The sequence below is a fragment of the Wolbachia endosymbiont (group B) of Xylocampa areola genome (assembly GCF_964028205.1).
Taxonomy (GTDB): domain Bacteria; phylum Pseudomonadota; class Alphaproteobacteria; order Rickettsiales; family Anaplasmataceae; genus Wolbachia.
Genome location: NZ_OZ034771.1, coordinates 296693 through 314536, shown reverse-complemented (window position 1 = coordinate 314536; position 17844 = coordinate 296693). Strand labels below are relative to the sequence as shown.

At 34.3% G+C, this 17844-nt stretch carries 17 protein-coding genes, 2 tRNA genes and 1 pseudogene; 7 read left to right on the top strand and 13 right to left on the bottom strand.

Annotated features, from left to right (window positions below; all coding sequences use genetic code 11):
* Positions 1–20 precede the first annotated feature (20 nt).
* The 11 genes from rplL to rpsL all read right to left on the bottom strand — a co-directional run bounded on the left by rplL (position 21) and on the right by rpsL (position 7351).
* The gene (gene rplL, locus ABWU35_RS01470) at positions 21–422 is read right to left on the bottom strand and encodes a 50S ribosomal protein L7/L12 (protein WP_007301986.1); all 402 of its coding nucleotides are present in this window, start codon (positions 420–422) and stop codon (positions 21–23) included.
* 26 nt (positions 423–448) lie between these two features.
* Positions 449–967, bottom strand: coding sequence for a 50S ribosomal protein L10 (gene rplJ, locus ABWU35_RS01465; RefSeq protein WP_007301987.1), 519 nt, complete (start codon positions 965–967; stop codon positions 449–451).
* Between the two features lie 12 nt (positions 968–979).
* Positions 980–1633, bottom strand: a complete 654-nt coding sequence (gene rplA, locus ABWU35_RS01460; protein ID WP_007301988.1) for a 50S ribosomal protein L1 — start codon at positions 1631–1633, stop codon at positions 980–982.
* Positions 1634–1637: 4 nt separating this feature from the next.
* A complete protein-coding gene (locus tag ABWU35_RS01455) occupies positions 1638–2078 on the bottom strand; it encodes a 50S ribosomal protein L11 (protein WP_007301989.1) in 441 nt (146 codons plus the stop codon).
* Positions 2079–2080: 2 nt separating this feature from the next.
* Positions 2081–2917 carry a transcription termination/antitermination protein NusG gene (nusG, locus tag ABWU35_RS01450; RefSeq protein WP_010406831.1) on the bottom strand — a complete coding sequence of 279 codons (837 nt, stop codon included), beginning with the start codon at positions 2915–2917 and terminating at the stop codon, positions 2081–2083.
* Entirely contained in the window at positions 2907–3107 is a 201-nt protein-coding gene (gene secE / locus ABWU35_RS01445; protein WP_007301991.1) for a preprotein translocase subunit SecE, read from the bottom strand. Before secE ends, nusG begins: the two co-directional genes overlap by 11 nt.
* Positions 3108–3126: 19 nt before the next feature.
* A tRNA-Trp gene (locus ABWU35_RS01440) sits at positions 3127–3199 on the bottom strand.
* Between the two features lie 12 nt (positions 3200–3211).
* Complete coding sequence (gene tuf / locus ABWU35_RS01435) at positions 3212–4384, bottom strand: elongation factor Tu (RefSeq protein WP_007301992.1); 1173 nt, start codon at positions 4382–4384, stop codon at positions 3212–3214.
* Between the two features lie 12 nt (positions 4385–4396).
* The gene (gene fusA / locus ABWU35_RS01430) at positions 4397–6472 is read right to left on the bottom strand and encodes an elongation factor G (protein ID WP_006014698.1); all 2076 of its coding nucleotides are present in this window, start codon (positions 6470–6472) and stop codon (positions 4397–4399) included.
* 21 nt (positions 6473–6493) lie between these two features.
* Positions 6494–6970, bottom strand: coding sequence for a 30S ribosomal protein S7 (gene rpsG / locus ABWU35_RS01425; protein WP_006014699.1), 477 nt, complete (start codon positions 6968–6970; stop codon positions 6494–6496).
* A 6-nt stretch (positions 6971–6976) separates the two neighbouring features.
* Positions 6977–7351 (bottom strand): 30S ribosomal protein S12, encoded by a 375-nt coding sequence (rpsL, locus tag ABWU35_RS01420; RefSeq protein ID WP_010406837.1) that lies wholly within the window; start codon positions 7349–7351, stop codon positions 6977–6979.
* Positions 7352–7784: 433 nt separating this feature from the next.
* Between rpsL and prmC the strand changes: the two genes are divergently transcribed.
* Together prmC and ABWU35_RS01410 are read left to right on the top strand one after the other, a co-directional pair.
* A complete protein-coding gene (prmC, locus tag ABWU35_RS01415; protein WP_019236648.1) occupies positions 7785–8636 on the top strand; it encodes a peptide chain release factor N(5)-glutamine methyltransferase in 852 nt (283 codons plus the stop codon).
* Positions 8637–8717: 81 nt separating this feature from the next.
* Positions 8718–9143, top strand: a pseudogene (locus tag ABWU35_RS01410) (transposase); the annotation flags it as partial.
* Positions 9144–9354: 211 nt separating this feature from the next.
* Here the strand turns inward: ABWU35_RS01410 and ABWU35_RS01405 are convergent.
* On the bottom strand, positions 9355–9954 hold the full coding sequence (locus ABWU35_RS01405; protein ID WP_019236651.1) for a BON domain-containing protein: 600 nt from the start codon (positions 9952–9954) through the stop codon (positions 9355–9357).
* A 256-nt stretch (positions 9955–10210) separates the two neighbouring features.
* Here ABWU35_RS01405 and ABWU35_RS01400 point away from each other — a divergent pair.
* The 5 genes from ABWU35_RS01400 (at position 10211) to lon (ending at position 16178) form a co-directional block, all read left to right on the top strand.
* Positions 10211–10292: transfer RNA gene (locus tag ABWU35_RS01400), tRNA-Leu, on the top strand.
* Between the two features lie 155 nt (positions 10293–10447).
* Complete coding sequence (gene tig, locus ABWU35_RS01395) at positions 10448–11791, top strand: trigger factor (RefSeq protein ID WP_007301998.1); 1344 nt, start codon at positions 10448–10450, stop codon at positions 11789–11791.
* An 11-nt stretch (positions 11792–11802) separates the two neighbouring features.
* Complete coding sequence (gene clpP / locus ABWU35_RS01390) at positions 11803–12429, top strand: ATP-dependent Clp endopeptidase proteolytic subunit ClpP (protein WP_007301999.1); 627 nt, start codon at positions 11803–11805, stop codon at positions 12427–12429.
* Positions 12429–13706, top strand: coding sequence for an ATP-dependent Clp protease ATP-binding subunit ClpX (clpX, locus tag ABWU35_RS01385; protein WP_007302000.1), 1278 nt, complete (start codon positions 12429–12431; stop codon positions 13704–13706). The genes clpP and clpX overlap by 1 nt, the downstream gene beginning before the upstream one ends.
* Before the next feature lie 15 nt (positions 13707–13721).
* Complete coding sequence (gene lon, locus ABWU35_RS01380) at positions 13722–16178, top strand: endopeptidase La (RefSeq protein ID WP_019236653.1); 2457 nt, start codon at positions 13722–13724, stop codon at positions 16176–16178.
* Between the two features lie 99 nt (positions 16179–16277).
* On the opposite strand, the gene ABWU35_RS01375 is transcribed toward lon, so the two are convergent.
* Positions 16278–17834 carry a penicillin-binding transpeptidase domain-containing protein gene (locus tag ABWU35_RS01375; protein ID WP_007302002.1) on the bottom strand — a complete coding sequence of 519 codons (1557 nt, stop codon included), beginning with the start codon at positions 17832–17834 and terminating at the stop codon, positions 16278–16280.
* Between the last annotated feature and the right edge of the window lie 10 nt (positions 17835–17844).

Below are 17844 nucleotides of genomic sequence, written 5' to 3'. Positions count from 1 at the left end.
AAAATTAATATACTAACATTTTATTCAAGCTCAACTTTAGTTGCTCCTGCTTCAATAAGTTTTTGCTTTATTTTTTCTGCTTCGTCTTTAGAAACATTAGCAGTCAAATCTTTGGGTAAAGACTCAACTAATTCTTTCGCTTCTTTTAAATTCAATGTAGAATTAACTTCTCTAATAGCTTTAATCACTCCTATTTTTTTGCTTGCATCAATCTCTTTGATTACAACTTTATATTCAGCTTTTTCTTGAGCAACAGGAGCATTAGCATTATCACTAATAGGCACCCCAGCACCAACAGCTCCACCAAGAAAAGAACCACTAGGCAACCCTATTTTTTCTTCTAGAACTTTTACAAGTTCAGAAGCTTCTAATAGATTTAAAGATAATATTTTATCAACCAAATCACTTGTTACATTATTCATACTGACCACCTTATTTAACAACAAATTTATTTTTTAGAACTATAGTAATCCAAAACTCTCATAAGCCTCATAGAAGATGAATTAATAGACAATGCTAACCGAGCAGGAATATCATAAGATATTAAACGCATAATTTTAACACGCAATTCATCCAGAGAGGGAAGCTTAGCCAATTTGTTAACATCTTCCACTGTTAACAATTCATTTATATGAGCCGCACAAATCACAGACATTTTTTCTTTGTTAGCATTAATAAAATCAACTATTAACTTTGCAGCTTCTACTATAGCACTAGAATATATAATAGCAACAGAACCAGAAAATTTACCTGATAAATAAGAAAATTTACCAGTCCTTTCCAAAGCCAAGCAAGCTAGAGTATTTTTAACTACTAACATCCCACCCATTACAGATTTTAGACTATTCCTAAGAATTAATGAATTGCTAACATTCATAGACTTGAAATTTACCAATATTAAGAAATCATTATTTACAAACACATTCATTATGTTTTGTATAAATTCATCCTTATCTTTACGCTTCACAATTTCGCTCCCTTAAATTATATCTTCTACTTTGTTTATTTTATGAGCTTTACCCATAGTTGAATTTAAAAAAACGCTTTTAAAGTAAACTCCTTTCACAGAAGCAGGTTTATTGTCTCTAATTACTTTAAGAAAGGCTTTTAAATTTTCCAGCAAATCATCAATATCAAATTTAATACTTCCTAATTTACCATGAATAACCCCATTTTTATCCGTCCTGAATTTTATTTGACCAGACTTAATGGTTTTAGTAGCTTCCGCAATGTTAGAAGTCACAGTACCAAATTTAGGGTTAGGCATCAGCCCTTTAGCACCCAATACTTTTGCAATAGGAGTGATTTTTGCCATGAAATCAGGAGTAGTGATGCACCAATCAACATTCAACTTTCTACCTTTTTTTATCTCTTCAATTAAATCTTCTCCTCCTGTAATATCAGCACCAGCTTTTTCAGCTTCTAATAAATGTTTATCTTGAGCAAAAACAGCTACTTTAATATTCTTCCCGATACCTTTAGGCAAAACTACTGTACCACGCACCTGCTCTTCAGATTTACGTGAATCTACACCTAAATTGACTGCGATATCAACTGATTCATTAAATTTTGCTGAAGCAGACTCAACAACCTTCTCCAAACATTGCTTAGAATTATCATTATATGTACTCATTTACCTAACCTTCCACAACTTCTATACCCATAGATTTTGCAGTGCCTATAACCATCTTCACTGCTGAATCTTCATTATCCACTTTCATATCAACCATCTTACACTTTGCCACTTTAATGATAGCAGACATAGATAATTTAGCCACTAATTCTTTACCAGAATTACCAGAAGCTTTACTTAATTTAGCTTCCTGCTTAAGCAAATAAGCCACAGGCGGACCGCTGACAGTAAAATCATGAGAGCGATCATCCTTTATGGAAATTCTCACTGTTACTAAATCACCTACTTTATAACTAGCGTTAGCAGCGCTAGTAGCTTTATTAAAAGCTTCACAAAATTTAGGAACAGGTATACCACGCGGGCCAAGTACTGAAGCAATTTTCGGTCCTGGAACTGCTTTTCCAGCTTCCATAAGCAAGTTAATCTTAGCAACTACATTACTCATAATTAATCCTCTATTTTCTCTACTTGAGCCAAATCAAGCTCTATTATTGTTGGCTTACCTAAGATTGATACTTCAATATTAATAATTTTTTTCTCATCATTTACCATATCTACCTTACCAGTAAAATTTTGAAAAAGACCATCATTAATTTTTACTTTTTCACCTTTCTCATAACCATAACTCAACTTTTTCGTTTCTTGAGCATTGTAAAGCGCACTACACATTGAGCGAATCTCATTATCCTCAATCACCTTTGGAACATTACCATTTTTCAAAAATCCATAAACCTTAAGAGATTTTGGTATATTATTAATAAAATTTAATACCTCATCGCATAAATTCATGTATAAAAAGACATAACCAGGAAAGGACTTCCTTCGTTTAGCATTTTTTTTAGATTTTAAATCCATCTCACTTAATTCTTCACAAGGAATAAAAACCCTATTAAAATAATTATTAATATTCAATCTCATAGAATTTTCTAATATATATTGGCGCACTTTCTCTTCATAATTAGAGGCAACTCTTAAAATGTACCACTTATATCTATTAAATTCCTTACGTTTTAAAATTACCTCATCATCTGAAATCATCTCAAAATGACCAGACTCATCACCACAAAACCCAGTCATTTGATTCAAAATATTTTTGCTTTCATCACACAGATGCATACATATATATACTTCACATAACTCTTTTATATCAGATTTTACATCACATACTGTCTGATAAGGAATAAACACCTCCTTAAAGTAAACAGTATTGGTTGCCAACTCGCATATATCCTTCTCATACCCGTAATCGACTTTAATGATATACCATTTATACTTATATTCCATAAATAATTCCAAATAAAGTCTTAATTACGTAAAGAGACATAAAATCTACGAAGCAAAAGAAAATCGAAAAGCATAATATAACAGTTATTACAATAAACAAAGATGACAATACCTGCTGTTTTTTTATCCAAGCAATTCTCCTTATTTCTTGCTTTATATCGCAAAAAAAAACATACAGGTTTTTTAACATTTCTACCATAATATTAATGCAGGAGCGATAGGAATTGAACCTACAACCTCTGGTTTTGGAGACCAGCGCTCTACCAATTGAGCTACACTCCTATAATTCAAAGTTTACTCTAAAATTTCCGAAACAACGCCAGAACCAACAGTTCTACCACCTTCTCTTATCGCAAAACGTAATCCTTTATCCATTGCTATTGGTACTTGCAACTCCACTTCTATACTTACATTGTCCCCTGGCATTACCATCTCCTTTCCATCTAGCAATTTTATGCTCCCAGTTACATCCGTTGTCCTTAAATAAAACTGTGGCTGATAATTTCCAAAAAATGGTGTATGCCTTCCTCCTTCTTCTTTCTTCAATATATACACCTCCGCATTAAATTTCTTATGCGGGGTTATTGTCCCTGGTTTTGCCAATACTTGCCCTCTCTCCACTTCTTCTCTCTTTGTTCCTCTTAGTAGTATTCCTACATTGAGTCCTGCACTTCCCTTATCTAGCAACTTCTTAAACATCTCAACACCAGTACATATCGTCTTTTGCGTCGCTTTCAGACCTATTATCTCTATCTCATCCCCTGTCTTTATCTCCCCCTTCTCTATTCTTCCTGTTACTACCGTCCCTCGGCCCGATATTGAAAATACATCTTCTATTGGCAACAAAAACGGCAAATCTATAGGCCTTGGAGGTACTGCCACATACTCATCTAACTTCTCCATCAATTTATCTATTGATTTCTTTCCATACTCACTACTATCATCCTCTAATGCTTTTAACGCAGACCCAACTATCATAGGCACTTCATCACCTGGAAATCCATACTTACTCAGCAACTCTCTCACTTCCATCTCTACCAAATCTATCATATCAGCATCAGCAACATCAGCTTTATTTATATATACCACGATATATCCAACACCCACCTGTTTTGCCAGCAATATATGCTCTCTCGTTTGTGGCATCGGCCCATCAACCCCTGACACTACCAATATCGCTGCATCCATCTGTGCTGCACCTACTATCATATTCTTTACATAATCAGCATGTCCAGGGCAATCAACGTGTGCATAGTGTCTCTTTTCTGTTTGATATTCAACATGCGCTGTTGCTATTGTTATCCCTCTCTTTCTTTCTTCTGGCGCTTTATCTATTTGATCATATGCTACAAAATTACCATAATGCTTTGTTATCGCCGCTGTTAACGTTGTCTTCCCATGATCCACATGTCCTATCGTTCCCACATTTACATGCGGCTTTCCAAATGCTTCTACTATCGCTGTCATAATTACTAACCTTTAATTATACTTTAACTTTAACTCATCAACCACATATTGTGGCACTTGTTCATAACAAGAAAAATGCATACTATACTGAGCTCTTCCCTGAGATATAGAACGCAAAACATTTATATAACCAAACATATTTGCAAGAGGAACCGAAGCAGTAATTATTTTGCTATTATTACCTAAATCCAGCATATCAACAACACTGCCTCTTCTACTATTTATATCACCCATAACATCACCCATATATTCTTCAGGAGTAATGATTTCCACTTTCATTATAGGTTCTAGCATTTTTGGACCAGCTTTATTTGCCATTTCCTTAAAAGCACCTTTAGCAGCAAGTTCAAAAGCCAAAGGACTAGAATCAACATCATGAAAAGCACCATCAAGAAGAGTAGCCTTAAAATCAATCAATGGAAAGCCGGAAATTATACCACCTTCTTTTATCAACTCTAAGCCATTTTGCACTCCAGGTATATACTCTTTTGGAATAGCACCGCCTACAATTTTACTTTCAAACTGAAAGCCAAAACCAGGCTCAAGAGGTTCGAATTTTATTTTAACTTTAGCAAACTGACCAGCACCACCTGATTGTTTTTTATGAGTGTAATCAATTTCAACAGATTTAGTGATAGTTTCACGATATGCAACTTGAGGTGCACCAACGTTAGCTTCAACATTAAACTCGCGCTTCATTCTATCAATAATAATCTCAAGATGCAGCTCACCCATACCTTTCAATATAGTCTGCCCACTCTCCGCATTTACTGACATCCTTAAAGAAGGATCTTCTGCAACCAATCTATTCAAAGCAACACCTAATTTTTCCTGATCTGAGGTGGTTTTCGGTTCTATAGCAATTTCAATAACAGGATCAGGAAATTCCATACGCTCTAATAGTATAGGAAAATCAGATGAACATAAAGTATCACCAGTAATTGTTTTCTTTAATCCAACTAAGGCAACTATATCACCAACTTTAGCTTCGTTTATATCTTCTCTGTTATTTGCATGCATAAGCAACATTCTACCAATTCCTTCAGTCTCATTCTTTCCAGCATTTAACACAGCAGATTTAGATTTTAACTTACCGGAATAAATACGAATAAACGTCAAGCTACCTACAAATTTATCCGTCATCACTTTAAACGCAAGAGCAACGAATTTCTCTTTTTCTGAAGGTTTGATCTCAATTTTCTTTTCTGAATCTTTAGGATCAGTTCCAATAATTACATCAACATCAATAGGAGAGGGTAAAAAATCAACCACACCATCTAAAAGTGATTGCACGCCTTTGTTTTTAAAAGCTGACCCACATAATACAGGGACAAATTTTCCTTTAATGGTCCCGCTTCTCACACACTTTTTCAACAAATCAATTGGCAGATCGTTAGATTCAAAGTAAGTATTTATCGCCTCATCATCCATTTCAGCTGCAGCATCTAATAAAAGATTTCGATACTCTTGAGCCTTATCAAGCAAATCAGAAGGAATATCTTCATAAGAAAATTTAGCGCCTAATGTTTCTTCTTGCCATATAATAGCTTTCATAGAAATAAGATCGATTATGCCTTTAAAATCTTTCTCACTTCCTATTGGCAACTGAATAACTAAAGGTGATGCGCCAAGCTTCGTTTTTATCATATCGATACATCGATAAAAATTTGCCCCTATTCTATCCATTTTATTAACAAAGCAGATACGAGGAACGGTATATTTATCAGCTTGACGCCAAACCGTTTCAGACTGAGGCTCAACTCCAGCAACTCCATCAAATACAGCAACTGCACCATCCAAAACCCTCAAAGATCTCTCAACCTCAATAGTGAAATCAACATGACCAGGAGTATCTATTATATTAATCCTATGATCATTCCAAAAACATGTTGTTGCAGCAGAGGTAATTGTAATGCCACGCTCCTTCTCTTGCTCCATCCAATCCATAGAAGCCGCACCATCGTGCACTTCACCAATCCTATTTTGTTTACCAGTATAAAATAAAATACGCTCTGTTGTGGTGGTCTTGCCAGCATCTATATGAGCCATTATTCCTATATTTCTATACCTAGATATTAAAACTTCCATACCACAATCAATCAGCTAATATTAAAAACGAAGATGAGAAAATGCCTTATTAGCTTCAGCCATTTTATACTTTTCTTCACACATCTTAAATGCACCACCACATTTATTATAAGCATCTAATATTTCAGACTGCAAACAATAAACAGTAGTTCTACCACTCTTTTTGCGAGCAGCAGAAGTTGCTCTAGCAATCCACCTTAATGCCAAAGAAATTGCTCTATCTTGACGAATTTCAACAGGGACTTGATAAGTTGCACCACCAATACGCCGAGAGCGTACTTCTATAGAAGGGGTAACATTTTCTACTGCTGTTTCAAAAATTGATAAGGCATCTTTGCCTATTTTCTTTTCAGCTAAGGACAAAGCACTATAAGCAATCTTTTCTGCAATAGACTTTTTACCACATTTCATAATTATATTAATAAAACGCATAAGCAAGACACTACCATAACGAGAGTCAGGGCTTGTTCTTTTTTTTGCTTTATTACGACGTGCCATAAATTTTTAACCAGATTTCTTTACACCATATTTCGAACGGGCTTTCTTTCGATTTTGCACACCACGTAGATCAAGAGCACCTCTTATTATGTGATAACGTACACCCGGCAAATCCTTAACTCGCCCACCACGTATTAAAACAACGGAATGCTCTTGTAAATTATGACCTTCGCCAGGTATATAAGCCGTCACTTCACCGTATCCACTAATCTTTACTCTAGCTACCTTACGTAGTGCTGAGTTAGGCTTTCTAGGAGTTGTAGTATATACCTTAGTGCAAACACCCCTTCTTTGAGGATTGCATTTTCCCAAAGCTGGCACCTTCTTCTTGCGAGTTAACCCTGATCTACCCTTACATATTAATTGATTTATCGTAGGCATATACTGTAAATTTAAAACTCTGAAAATAACTAAGTCTTAGTTATAAAATAATAAACCTCAATAGTCAATATAAAAATAAACATTACTACTCTAATAATCTCAGCCCAATTGCTTTGAAAGCTACTGATAATTATATGCTAAAGCGCATATTGGTTTTAATATTAAGAAATTATCACTTGCTGTGGTCGAATTAATATAGATATGGAACAAGTAATATACTGTGATGGCTATCAAAGAATATGCAGAAAATAATCCTTATAATAGAGCCAAGAGTTTCTAACATTAATGCAAAAATACTAACCGAATTACCAGTAAAGCCAGATGATTTTTACAATCCTACTCTTGACACTTAGATTTAATGCAGCTACCCTAAGTTCAAAATTCTATACTCAATTTTGCTGTTCTTGCATACAAGGAACACGTTTTTAGAATAATGAAAACAATCAGCGCTTTAATTAAAGAAGGGTCAAAGCTACTATCATCACATAGAATTGAATCACCACATTTGGATTGTGAAATCATCATGCAGTACGTACTTGGAGTAGAAAGATCATTCACAATCATGAATCACACCAATCAGGTACCAAGAAACAAAGAGCTTCTATTCTGGAAATTAACAAAAAAAAGAGCAGAAAGATATCCAATATCGCAAATAATAGGTAATCGTGAATTCTGGAGTAAAAATTTTATAGTTAACCAACATGTTCTAGATCCAAGACCAGATAGTGAGACAGTAATTTCAACAGTGTTAAAATATTACCAAAATAAGAAGCAAAAAATAAAAATTGCAGATTTTGGCACAGGCACAGGCTGTTTGTTGATCTCCATACTTAGTGAGTATGAATATGCTATTGGAGTTGGTTTTGAAAAAAGCCTGGAAGCATACAAAATTACCTGCCAGAACACAAAGAAACATAATCTTCTCAACAGAGCTAAAATATTTCCAAATTCGTGGACAGAATGTAGAGATTTATTTGATCTTATAATAAGCAATCCTCCATATATTAAAAGAAGTAAGTTAAAAAATCTGCAAGCTGAAGTGCAAAAAGAGCCAAGAATTGCTCTTGATGGTGGTATCGATGGATTGAGCTGTTACCTGAGTATTTTTCCAATATTGAAAAAGTGCCTTAAAAAAGATGGGTTTGCGATACTGGAAATAGGCGAAGATCAGAGCAATATTGACAAAATAATACCCTTATATGGACTGGCTTTTCAGGAATACGTATACGACTTGGCTGGAATGAAAAGATGCATTGTTGTAAAGCAAGATAAAGAACATGACTAGTAGAACGCTAGCTTTCTAAGAACCTGTTCATAATCTCAAGAAAGGCATAAAGTAAGAAATAGAGTGTATAAATTAGGATATATGAGGAGTGTATACCCAAGTGACATAAGTCGAGAGAAGTTTGAGATTATTTCACCAGATCTGGAGTCTTGTGGAAAAAACAAAACCAAGAAAACTTGATTTGTATGAATATATTTTGCGGAGTGTTGTACGCCCTAAAAAGTGGTTATCAGTGGAGGATGCTACCAAAAGAGTTTCCCAAAACAGCGCAATTGTTATGATTATTTCAAAAATGGAGTGAAAAAGTAAAAGGAAATAAAAAAAAGTATTTTGGAGTGCATGTTAAAAAAAATAGTTAGTGTGGTCCGACAAAACAATGTTTGGAAAGAAAAAATCAGCTTTTGCATAATTGACACTCAGAGTGTAAAGAACGCAGACACTGATGAAGAAAAAGGCTATGACGCTGGTAAAAAAATCTCAGGAATAAAACGCCATATCGCACGAGATATAGATGTTTGCTATTTATTCTTAAGCTTGGGAGTGTTAAATAGCATTTTACTTTTTTTAGTATGTAGAGATTTTCTAGGAATTATTCTATTGAATTCTATGATATTATTTTCTGTAGCATTGTTATACATACCATAAGAGTGAACTGACGAAATTTGTAAAGGAGTTTTATGGCTTAGCTACATGGTACTAACACTCAAGTAAATTTTCATCAATGACGCAATTTGCTATGTCTATATCTCACATAGCTTACAACTTGCTTTACTCCTTTTACTTTTCTTGCAATTGCTATTACAGCTTTTAATTCCGCCTTATTTTGAGCTATACCCATCAAATAAACGACTCTATCAACTGTATTAACGCTATAATTAATTGATTTAATATTTCTTTTTCCCAGAAGCCTCGTGCTTATCTCTGCTGTTATCATACCATCTACAGTAACATCTAGCATAGAAGTCATTTTAATTGGTGTGACTCTTATTTCATTTATCACTTCTTTAATCTCTTTTTGCTGCCAAGCTATTTTCTCTGCTGTGAGTTGCTTTTCATGATTATCAACATTTCCAATGAGTAATACTCTTCCTTCACTCACTTTAACTTTTATAGATGAGAACAGTCCGTGTTTTAAGAGTCCCTTATTGATTCTTATTACTATAGTTGTATCATCAATAATGTTTCCCAAGGATTTATCTTGCATTGTTATTGCTGTAGCCGCTGCAGTTGCTGTTACCACTATACCACTTACAAGAGTCGTACAGCCACTCTGTGTAATCAGAAAAATTGCGAGTAAGAAGCTTGCTATTAATCTCATTATTAATTTCCAGAGTTTAGAGCCTTAATTAAAGAATATTAATAAGCTTTTTTTATTGTGTAAATACTATAAATTGAATAAGCCTTGAATATTTCTAAGACAGTACTTATCTTAATAGTGTTAGTTAAAGTAATTTAGGCTTAGACTCATAGTGGAGTTAACCAGTATTATAAGTTCAGTCTGTGGTACTAAAATCTAATCTTTAAATTGCATAAGATGACAGAAGTGGTTATCTATAAGTTAATGAAGGGCTCTTGCGGATATGGCGAAATTGGTAGACGTGCCAGGTTTAGGTCCTGGTGAGCTTGCTCGTGGGGGTTCAAGTCCCTCTATCCGCACTTAAAGTCATGTAACTCAGGTTTTAAGAGAAAATTTATAATCACTAAGTACACTTTTGTTTGTATAAGAACCTGTTCTTAAGGATTGTATTTAACTTAAATTCTGGTAAAATGGCTTTATTAAAACATAAATAAAATATTGATAACAGGTTGTAATGTCTAGTAATATACCTCAAAATGCAGTCGAAGCAGATACATTAAGTAATATATATACCTATAAGGAACTTAGTGTAGATAAACTAAAGTATGAGTATGAAATCACAGTTAGTAGTGATTATATAGAACAAAAGATAAACTCTAGATTACAAGAAATAGCGAAGAATGCAAAATTTCCTGGATTTAGATCAGGAAAGATGCCTTACGATCTTGTTATTACAAATTATAAAAACGAAGCTTTGGAATATGTGATAAACGATACGATTGACTATTGCTCAAGTGATTTAATGAAAAAAATCGAAGTTAAGTCTCACATCCATCCTAAGGTTGATATTATGTCATTACCAAACCTTGATAAAAAGGATAAAAAAGGTGACTTTCTGTACAAATTATCTTTTGAATCGATGCCAAAAGTGCCAGTAATAGATCTTGATAAAATAAATTTGAAGAAAGTTAAGGCAAAAATCAAAGAGGGAGACATAAAAGAATTTATTGATTCTATAAAAACAAAATTTCCTAACTTTGTCTCTGTTGATGATGCTTCTTATCAAGCAAAAAACGAGGATAAACTGATAATTGACTTTGAAGGGCGAATTAGAAATAAGCTCTTTCAAGGTGGAAGTGGCAAAAATTTTACTGTTAATTTAGGATCTGGAACATTTATAAATGGTTTTGAAGATCAATTAATTGGCATGAAAAAAGGGGAAACAAAAAGCTTTAAGTTGAGATTTCCTGAAGATTACCAGGTAATTTCCCTTGCGGGACAGGAGGCTGCTTTTTCTGTTCGAGTTAATGACATTCAGATTGCCAAAGATTTGCAAAGTGATAATGAAATAGCTAGGAGAATTGGTTTTGAAGATCATTCTTCGCTAATAGATCATGTAAAAGAAGTAATTGATAATCAGTGTAAAGAAATGGAAGATCTCTTAATTAAGAAAGAGCTATTTGATTGTTTGGATGCTAGTTATAGTTTTGATTTGCCTATAGAAGTAGTAAAACAGGAACAGCAGAGAGTGGAAAGAGAGTTGAATGCTAAAGATGATTCGTGTAAAGAAGCTGAAAGACGCGTAAAGCTTGCAATGCTATTCATGGAGTTCAGTAAAGAACATGAAATATCATTAACTCAAAGTGATATTATGAATGTTATTGTAAATCAATATGTCAGTAAAGATGTATCATTTGACAGGGTATTTAAACATTTTAAATCAGATGGACAATTTCAGGAATTAGTTAGAGGGCAAGCGCTTGAGTATAAAGTGACGGATTATATGATAGAAAAAGCTAGTAAAGAAGAACAGATTGTTTCTGTGAAAGAATTAAAGGAATTATTTGATAATATTTGATAGGAAAAGGTATGACTCTTATACCAATTGTAGTTGAACAAACTAGTCGCGGTGAGCGGGCTTATGACATATATTCAAGGCTAGTAAAAGAAAGAATAATTTTCGTAACTGGCCCTATTGAAGACAACATGGCCAGCGTAATAGTAGCACAGCTTTTATTTTTAGAATCGGAAAATCCCGATAAAGACATTTGTATGTATATTAACTCACCAGGTGGTGTTGTAACTGCTGGTTTGTCGATCTACGATACAATGCAGTATATAAATCCAGACGTTTCAACTTTGTGTATAGGTCAAGCTGCATCTATGGGTTCTTTGTTGCTTACAGCTGGTGCGGAGGGTAAACGTTACTCGCTACCTCATTCAAGAATTATGATACATCAGCCATCTGGTGGTTATCATGGGCAAGCAACTGATATAGAAATACATGCTAATGAAATTTTGCGAGTTAAGAAAAAATTAAATCAAATTTATGAAAAACATACTGGAAATTCACTAAAAAAAATTGAAGAAATGATGGAAAGAGATAAATTCATGGATCCTGAAGAAGCAATGAAAACTGGCTTAATTGACAGAGTAATAGCTGAGCGTAAAGATATGAAGATTGAAAATATTAAAGTTAAACAAAAGGTAGTTTAATGGATAACAATAATGATTTACACTACTGTTCTTTTTGTAACAAGGCACAAAACGAAGTAGATAAATTGATTACTAACTCTTCAGATGGTTTAAAGGTGTTCATTTGTAATGAATGCATAGAGTTATCCCATAAAGCAATAAGTCAAAAGAAAGAGAGAGCTTTTAATTCAGATCATATATCTGATATGAAGCTATTACTAAAGAAACCTGAAGATATAAAAATTTTTCTTAGTAAGCATGTTGTAGGTCAGGAACATGCGCAACACGTTTTATCTGTGGCTATGTATAACCATTGTCAATCCATGGTGCAACTTCATTCTATAAGTGATATTGAAATTGAGAAGTCAAATATAATGCTTATTGGCCCTACTGGTTCTGGTAAGACTTTGCTAGCAAAAACACTTGCTAAAGTTTCAGATGTGCCATTTGCTATGGCCGATGCGACAACTTTGACTGAGGCAGGTTATGTAGGTGATGATGTAGAAAGCGTGTTGTCACGTCTATTACAAGCTGCAAATTATGATGTTGCAAAGGCACAGCATGGTATAGTGTTTATCGATGAAATAGACAAGATTACAAGAAAATCTGAAAGCACTTCAATAACCCGTGACGTTTCAGGTGAAGGGGTCCAGCAAGCTCTGCTTAAGATTATGGAGGGTACAGTTGCTTATGTTCCGCCACAAGGAGGGCGAAAACACCCGCAACAAGAGTTTATACAAGTAGATACTAGTAATATACTATTTATTTGTGGAGGAGCTTTTGAAGGCCTAAATAAAATTATTGAGGCAAGAAAAAAGGGAACATCAGTTGGCTTTGGAGCAGATATAAGTCAGTCTAAAGCACAAAAGAAAAAAAATGCTTTACGCGATGCTCAACCTGAGGACTTAATCAAATTCGGTTTGATACCCGAATTTGTAGGACGAGTTCCAATAACTGCTGTTCTAGATGAGCTGGATCACGAAGATTTAATACATGTGTTGACAGAGCCAAGAAATGCGCTAGTAAAACAATATAAAGCATTGCTTGCATTTAGTAAAGTAAACCTTGAGTTTTCAGATGAAGCAATATCAGCTATTGCTAAAAAAGCTATAAGCTATAAAACAGGTGCAAGGATGTTACGTGCTATCTTAGAGTCACTTTTGCTTGATGTTATGTATATATCCGGCAACGGAGGTTTTGAAGGTAGCACTATAACGGTTACTAAGAAAATGGTAGAATTAGGCAAAGTGACGATTAATCATAATAATAAGGGTAGTGTTATAACGGTTAATGATTAATTTGAGGCATATATTATGAGTATTGGACATGCTGTAAACTTTAATTCTACTGTATTACCAGTATTACCTCTAAGAGATGTAGTAATTTTTCCAAATATAATGTTGCCTTTATTCGTAGGTAGAGAAAAATCTGTTCATGCACTAGAGTATGCAATAAGTAGCAGTAGTCACCAAAACGAGATTTTTCTCATAGCACAAAAAGATGGTTCTATTGATAATCCAGAGCCAGAGAATCTTTATGAAGTAGGCGTGTTAGCAAACATTATACAACCATTAATAAAACTGCCTGACAATGCAGTAAAAGTCATGATTCATGGGGTAAGAAGGGGAAGAGTTATAGAATATATTAGCTCTCACACTTTGTTACAGGCCAGAGTAGCGTTAGATGGTCATTATGAGTATGGAGAAAATGAAGATAATATTGATTTAGAAGCTTTAAGGCGTTCTGTTATAGATGCATTCGACAATTGGTGTAAACTAAGCAAGAAAAGTCGACCCGAGATTATTATTGACCCCATTGATCAAGTTAAAGAGGTTAATCAAATTGTAGATATGATAGCTTCGCACTTAAATATAAAGGTATCAGATAAGCAAAACATACTTGAAGTTTATAACCCAAAAGAGCGTTTAAAAAAAGTTTTTGCTCTTATTGAGAGAGAAATAAGTATTTTGAGTGCACAAAACCGCTTGTATAAGACAATTAAATCACAGGTTGAAAGTACTCAAAAAGTTTACTACCTTAATGAGCAATTAAAAGCTATACAGAAAGAATTAGGTGAGTTTGAAAATGGAGATGAAGGGAATATACTCAATGAATTTGAAAAAAAGATAAATGAAACAAAGCTTTCTGAGGAAGCAAAAGAGAAAGCCATAACTGACTTAAAGAGATATAAGAAAATGAATCCCATTTCTCCTGAAGCAACAGTTATATCTAGTTACTTGCATTGGTTGCTTGATTTGCCATGGGGAAAGTACAAAGATGCAAAAATTAACTTAAATGCGGCTAAAAAAATCTTAGATGAAAATCATTATGGCATAGAGAAAGTAAAAGATAGAATAATAGAATTTTTAGCAGTATTAAAGAGAGTAAAAGAGATAAAGGGTCCTATACTTTGCTTAGTTGGACCACCTGGTGTTGGTAAAACTTCTTTAGCTAAGTCTATGGCAAAAGCAGTAGGAAGAGATTTTGTTCGCATATCTCTTGGTGGTATACGTGATGAGTCTGAAATACGAGGACACAGGAAAACTTATATTGGCTCAATGCCTGGTAAAATCATTCAACACATGAAAAAAGCTAATTCATGCAACCCGCTTTTCCTGCTTGATGAAATAGATAAGATGGGTTCTGATTCGCGTGGTGATCCTGCATCTGCATTACTTGAGGTTTTGGATACTGAGCACAATAAACATTTTACAGATCATTACTTGGAAGTTGAGTTTGATCTTTCAAGTGTAATGTTTGTAGCCACAGCAAATAGCTTAAATTTACCGCATCCTTTGCGTGATAGGATGGAAATTATACAATTATCTGGGTATACCGAAGACGAGAAGATCAGTATTGCTACACATCACCTTATTCCAAAATTAAAAAAAGAGCATGGTTTGCATCAGAAGGAGTGGGAAATAACCAATGAAGCATTATACGAGTTGATACGTTTATATACACGTGAAAGCGGCGTGCGAAGCATGGAAAGGGAACTTGCAAAACTCATGAGAAAGGCAGTTAAAGCAATATTAACTGATAAAAATAAGAAAATATCCGTAGAGACTGGTAATTTACAAGATTATCTAGGGGTACGTAAGTATACCTTTGGCATTGCAGAAAATGAGAGTTTGGTAGGGATAGTAACTGGTCTTGCCTATACTGAAACAGGTGGTGATATTTTAATGATAGAGTCAGTCCTAATTCCGGGCAAGGGGGAAATAAAATACACAGGAAAGCTTGGAGAGGTTATGCAAGAGTCTATAAAAGCTGCGTATAGTTATGTGCGATCAAATTGTTTATTTTTCGGTATAAAACCCGAAAAATTTCAAAATAATGATATACATTTGCATGTACCTGAGGGTGCTGTGCCAAAAGATGGTCCCTCTGCTGGCAGTGCAGTATGTACATCTATTGTTTCTCTTATGACAAATATACCAGTTAACAAAAGTGTTGCTATGACAGGTGAAGTAACATTGCGTGGTAGAGTGTTGGCTATTGGGGGTTTGAGAGAAAAATTGCTTGCTGCGCTAAGAGGATCAATCAAAACTGTGATTATACCAAGTGAAAATGAGAAAGATATGCAAGAGATTCCTGCAAATATAAAAGAAGAAATCAATGTAATTTTTGCTGAGAATATTGATGAAGTTATAAAAGTTGCTTTGATGCACCCTATTACTTCAATTGATGATAATAACGAAATTAGTGTGTCTACCTCCATAGAAAATAAGGATAATACCTTCCCTTCATCAGAAACATTAAAGCACTAAATTGAAAAGGTTTATGCAATTTTCGTTTCTTTTTTTTAACCTCAAAGCTCTGATTTGAATATATAAATTACAAGTAACATATATGGCAATTTCATAAGTTCATTTTTCAAGCATATATTGCAATATCTCACTAGCAATTGCAACATCTTGGCGTGGAGTTTTACCATGTTCTATAAACACTGAGATTGCATAGCGCGGATCATGGTAGGGGCCATAAGCGATAAACAATTTATGACTTTCACCTTTAGAGTTTATCTCTGGTGTTCCGGTTTTGCCAGCAATTTGTATACTGCCTAGTCCTTTTCTATAGTTAGAATTCACCACGTCAAACATAGCTTTTCGAACCACACTAAGATGCTCATGATTCACATCAATATCAAGAAAGTCTTGCCCTGATTTACTCATCTCAATGTGGGGAATTACCTCCTTTCCTGTTGCAACCCTCGCTGCAAGAACTGCAAGCTGTAATGGCGTTGTAAGTAAATACCCTTGTCCTATAACTAAGTTAATGGTATCACCTAAATACCACTCTGAATATAGCTTGCGTGCACGCCAATCCACATCAGGCAACAATCCCGGAGCTTCTTCCTTAAACATTCCAATTAATGGTCCACTTCCTATACCAAATTTGCTAGCCATTTCTAGTAGAGAATCTACATTTATTTTTTTTCCTATATTATAAAAGTAAGTGTTGCATGAGAAGGCCATTGCCTCGTTTAAAGATACATATCCATGGACTTTGCTTTTTAGGCAACGAAATTTTCGTTCACCTATTTTCATATAGCCCCTACACGAGAACTTTTCTTCTGGTGTTATTATTCCATCTTTTAAACCCGCAAGCGCATCTATTATTTTAAATATTGAACCAGGTGGAATTTGATATGATAATGCACGGTTTACAAGCGGTAATGAAGGATTGTTTAAATTTTTCCAAGTTTCATTTGATAATCTGCTAGTGAAAAGATTATTATCGTAAGAAGGTGAATTATATAATGCTAAAATTTCTCCGTTATTTACATCAATTACCACTGTGGAACCTTGGTGATCTTTAAATATCTCTGCAATTTTCTTCTGTAAATCAACATCAATTGTCAGCTGTATATCTTGTCCATCTTGCTGCGGTATGCTAGATAACTCTCTCATGATACGCTTCTTAGAATTTATTTCCTGCTCAGATTTTCCGGTCTTGCCTTTTAATACATGATCATATGTATATTCAATTCCACTAACCCCTGCTTCATTTATGTCTTGCTGTTTTTTTGTATATCCGATTATATGAGAACATATCGAACCAAACGGGTAATAACGTTTATAAAGAGCAGTTATTTTTGTATCTGATGATTTTGTTGTATCAGGTTTAATTTCTGATAACATCTGCAAATCAACTTCCCTAGTAAAGGTTTTTTGCCCATCAAATAAAACAATATACGAAATTTTGTTTACTGCGAGTTCAACGCTATTCCTATCCAAAATCCTGCCTCGTTTAGGCACAATAGTAACAACTTTTATCCTATTATTATTGGATAGCACTTCATATTTTTGTCTATCTCGTACTTGTAAAGTATACAACCTACAACTAAAAATAGCAGAAATAGTAAGCTGAATACCACCTAATATGAATGACCTACGGTTGAAGACCTTGTTTTTTGTCCACATAGAATTCCTT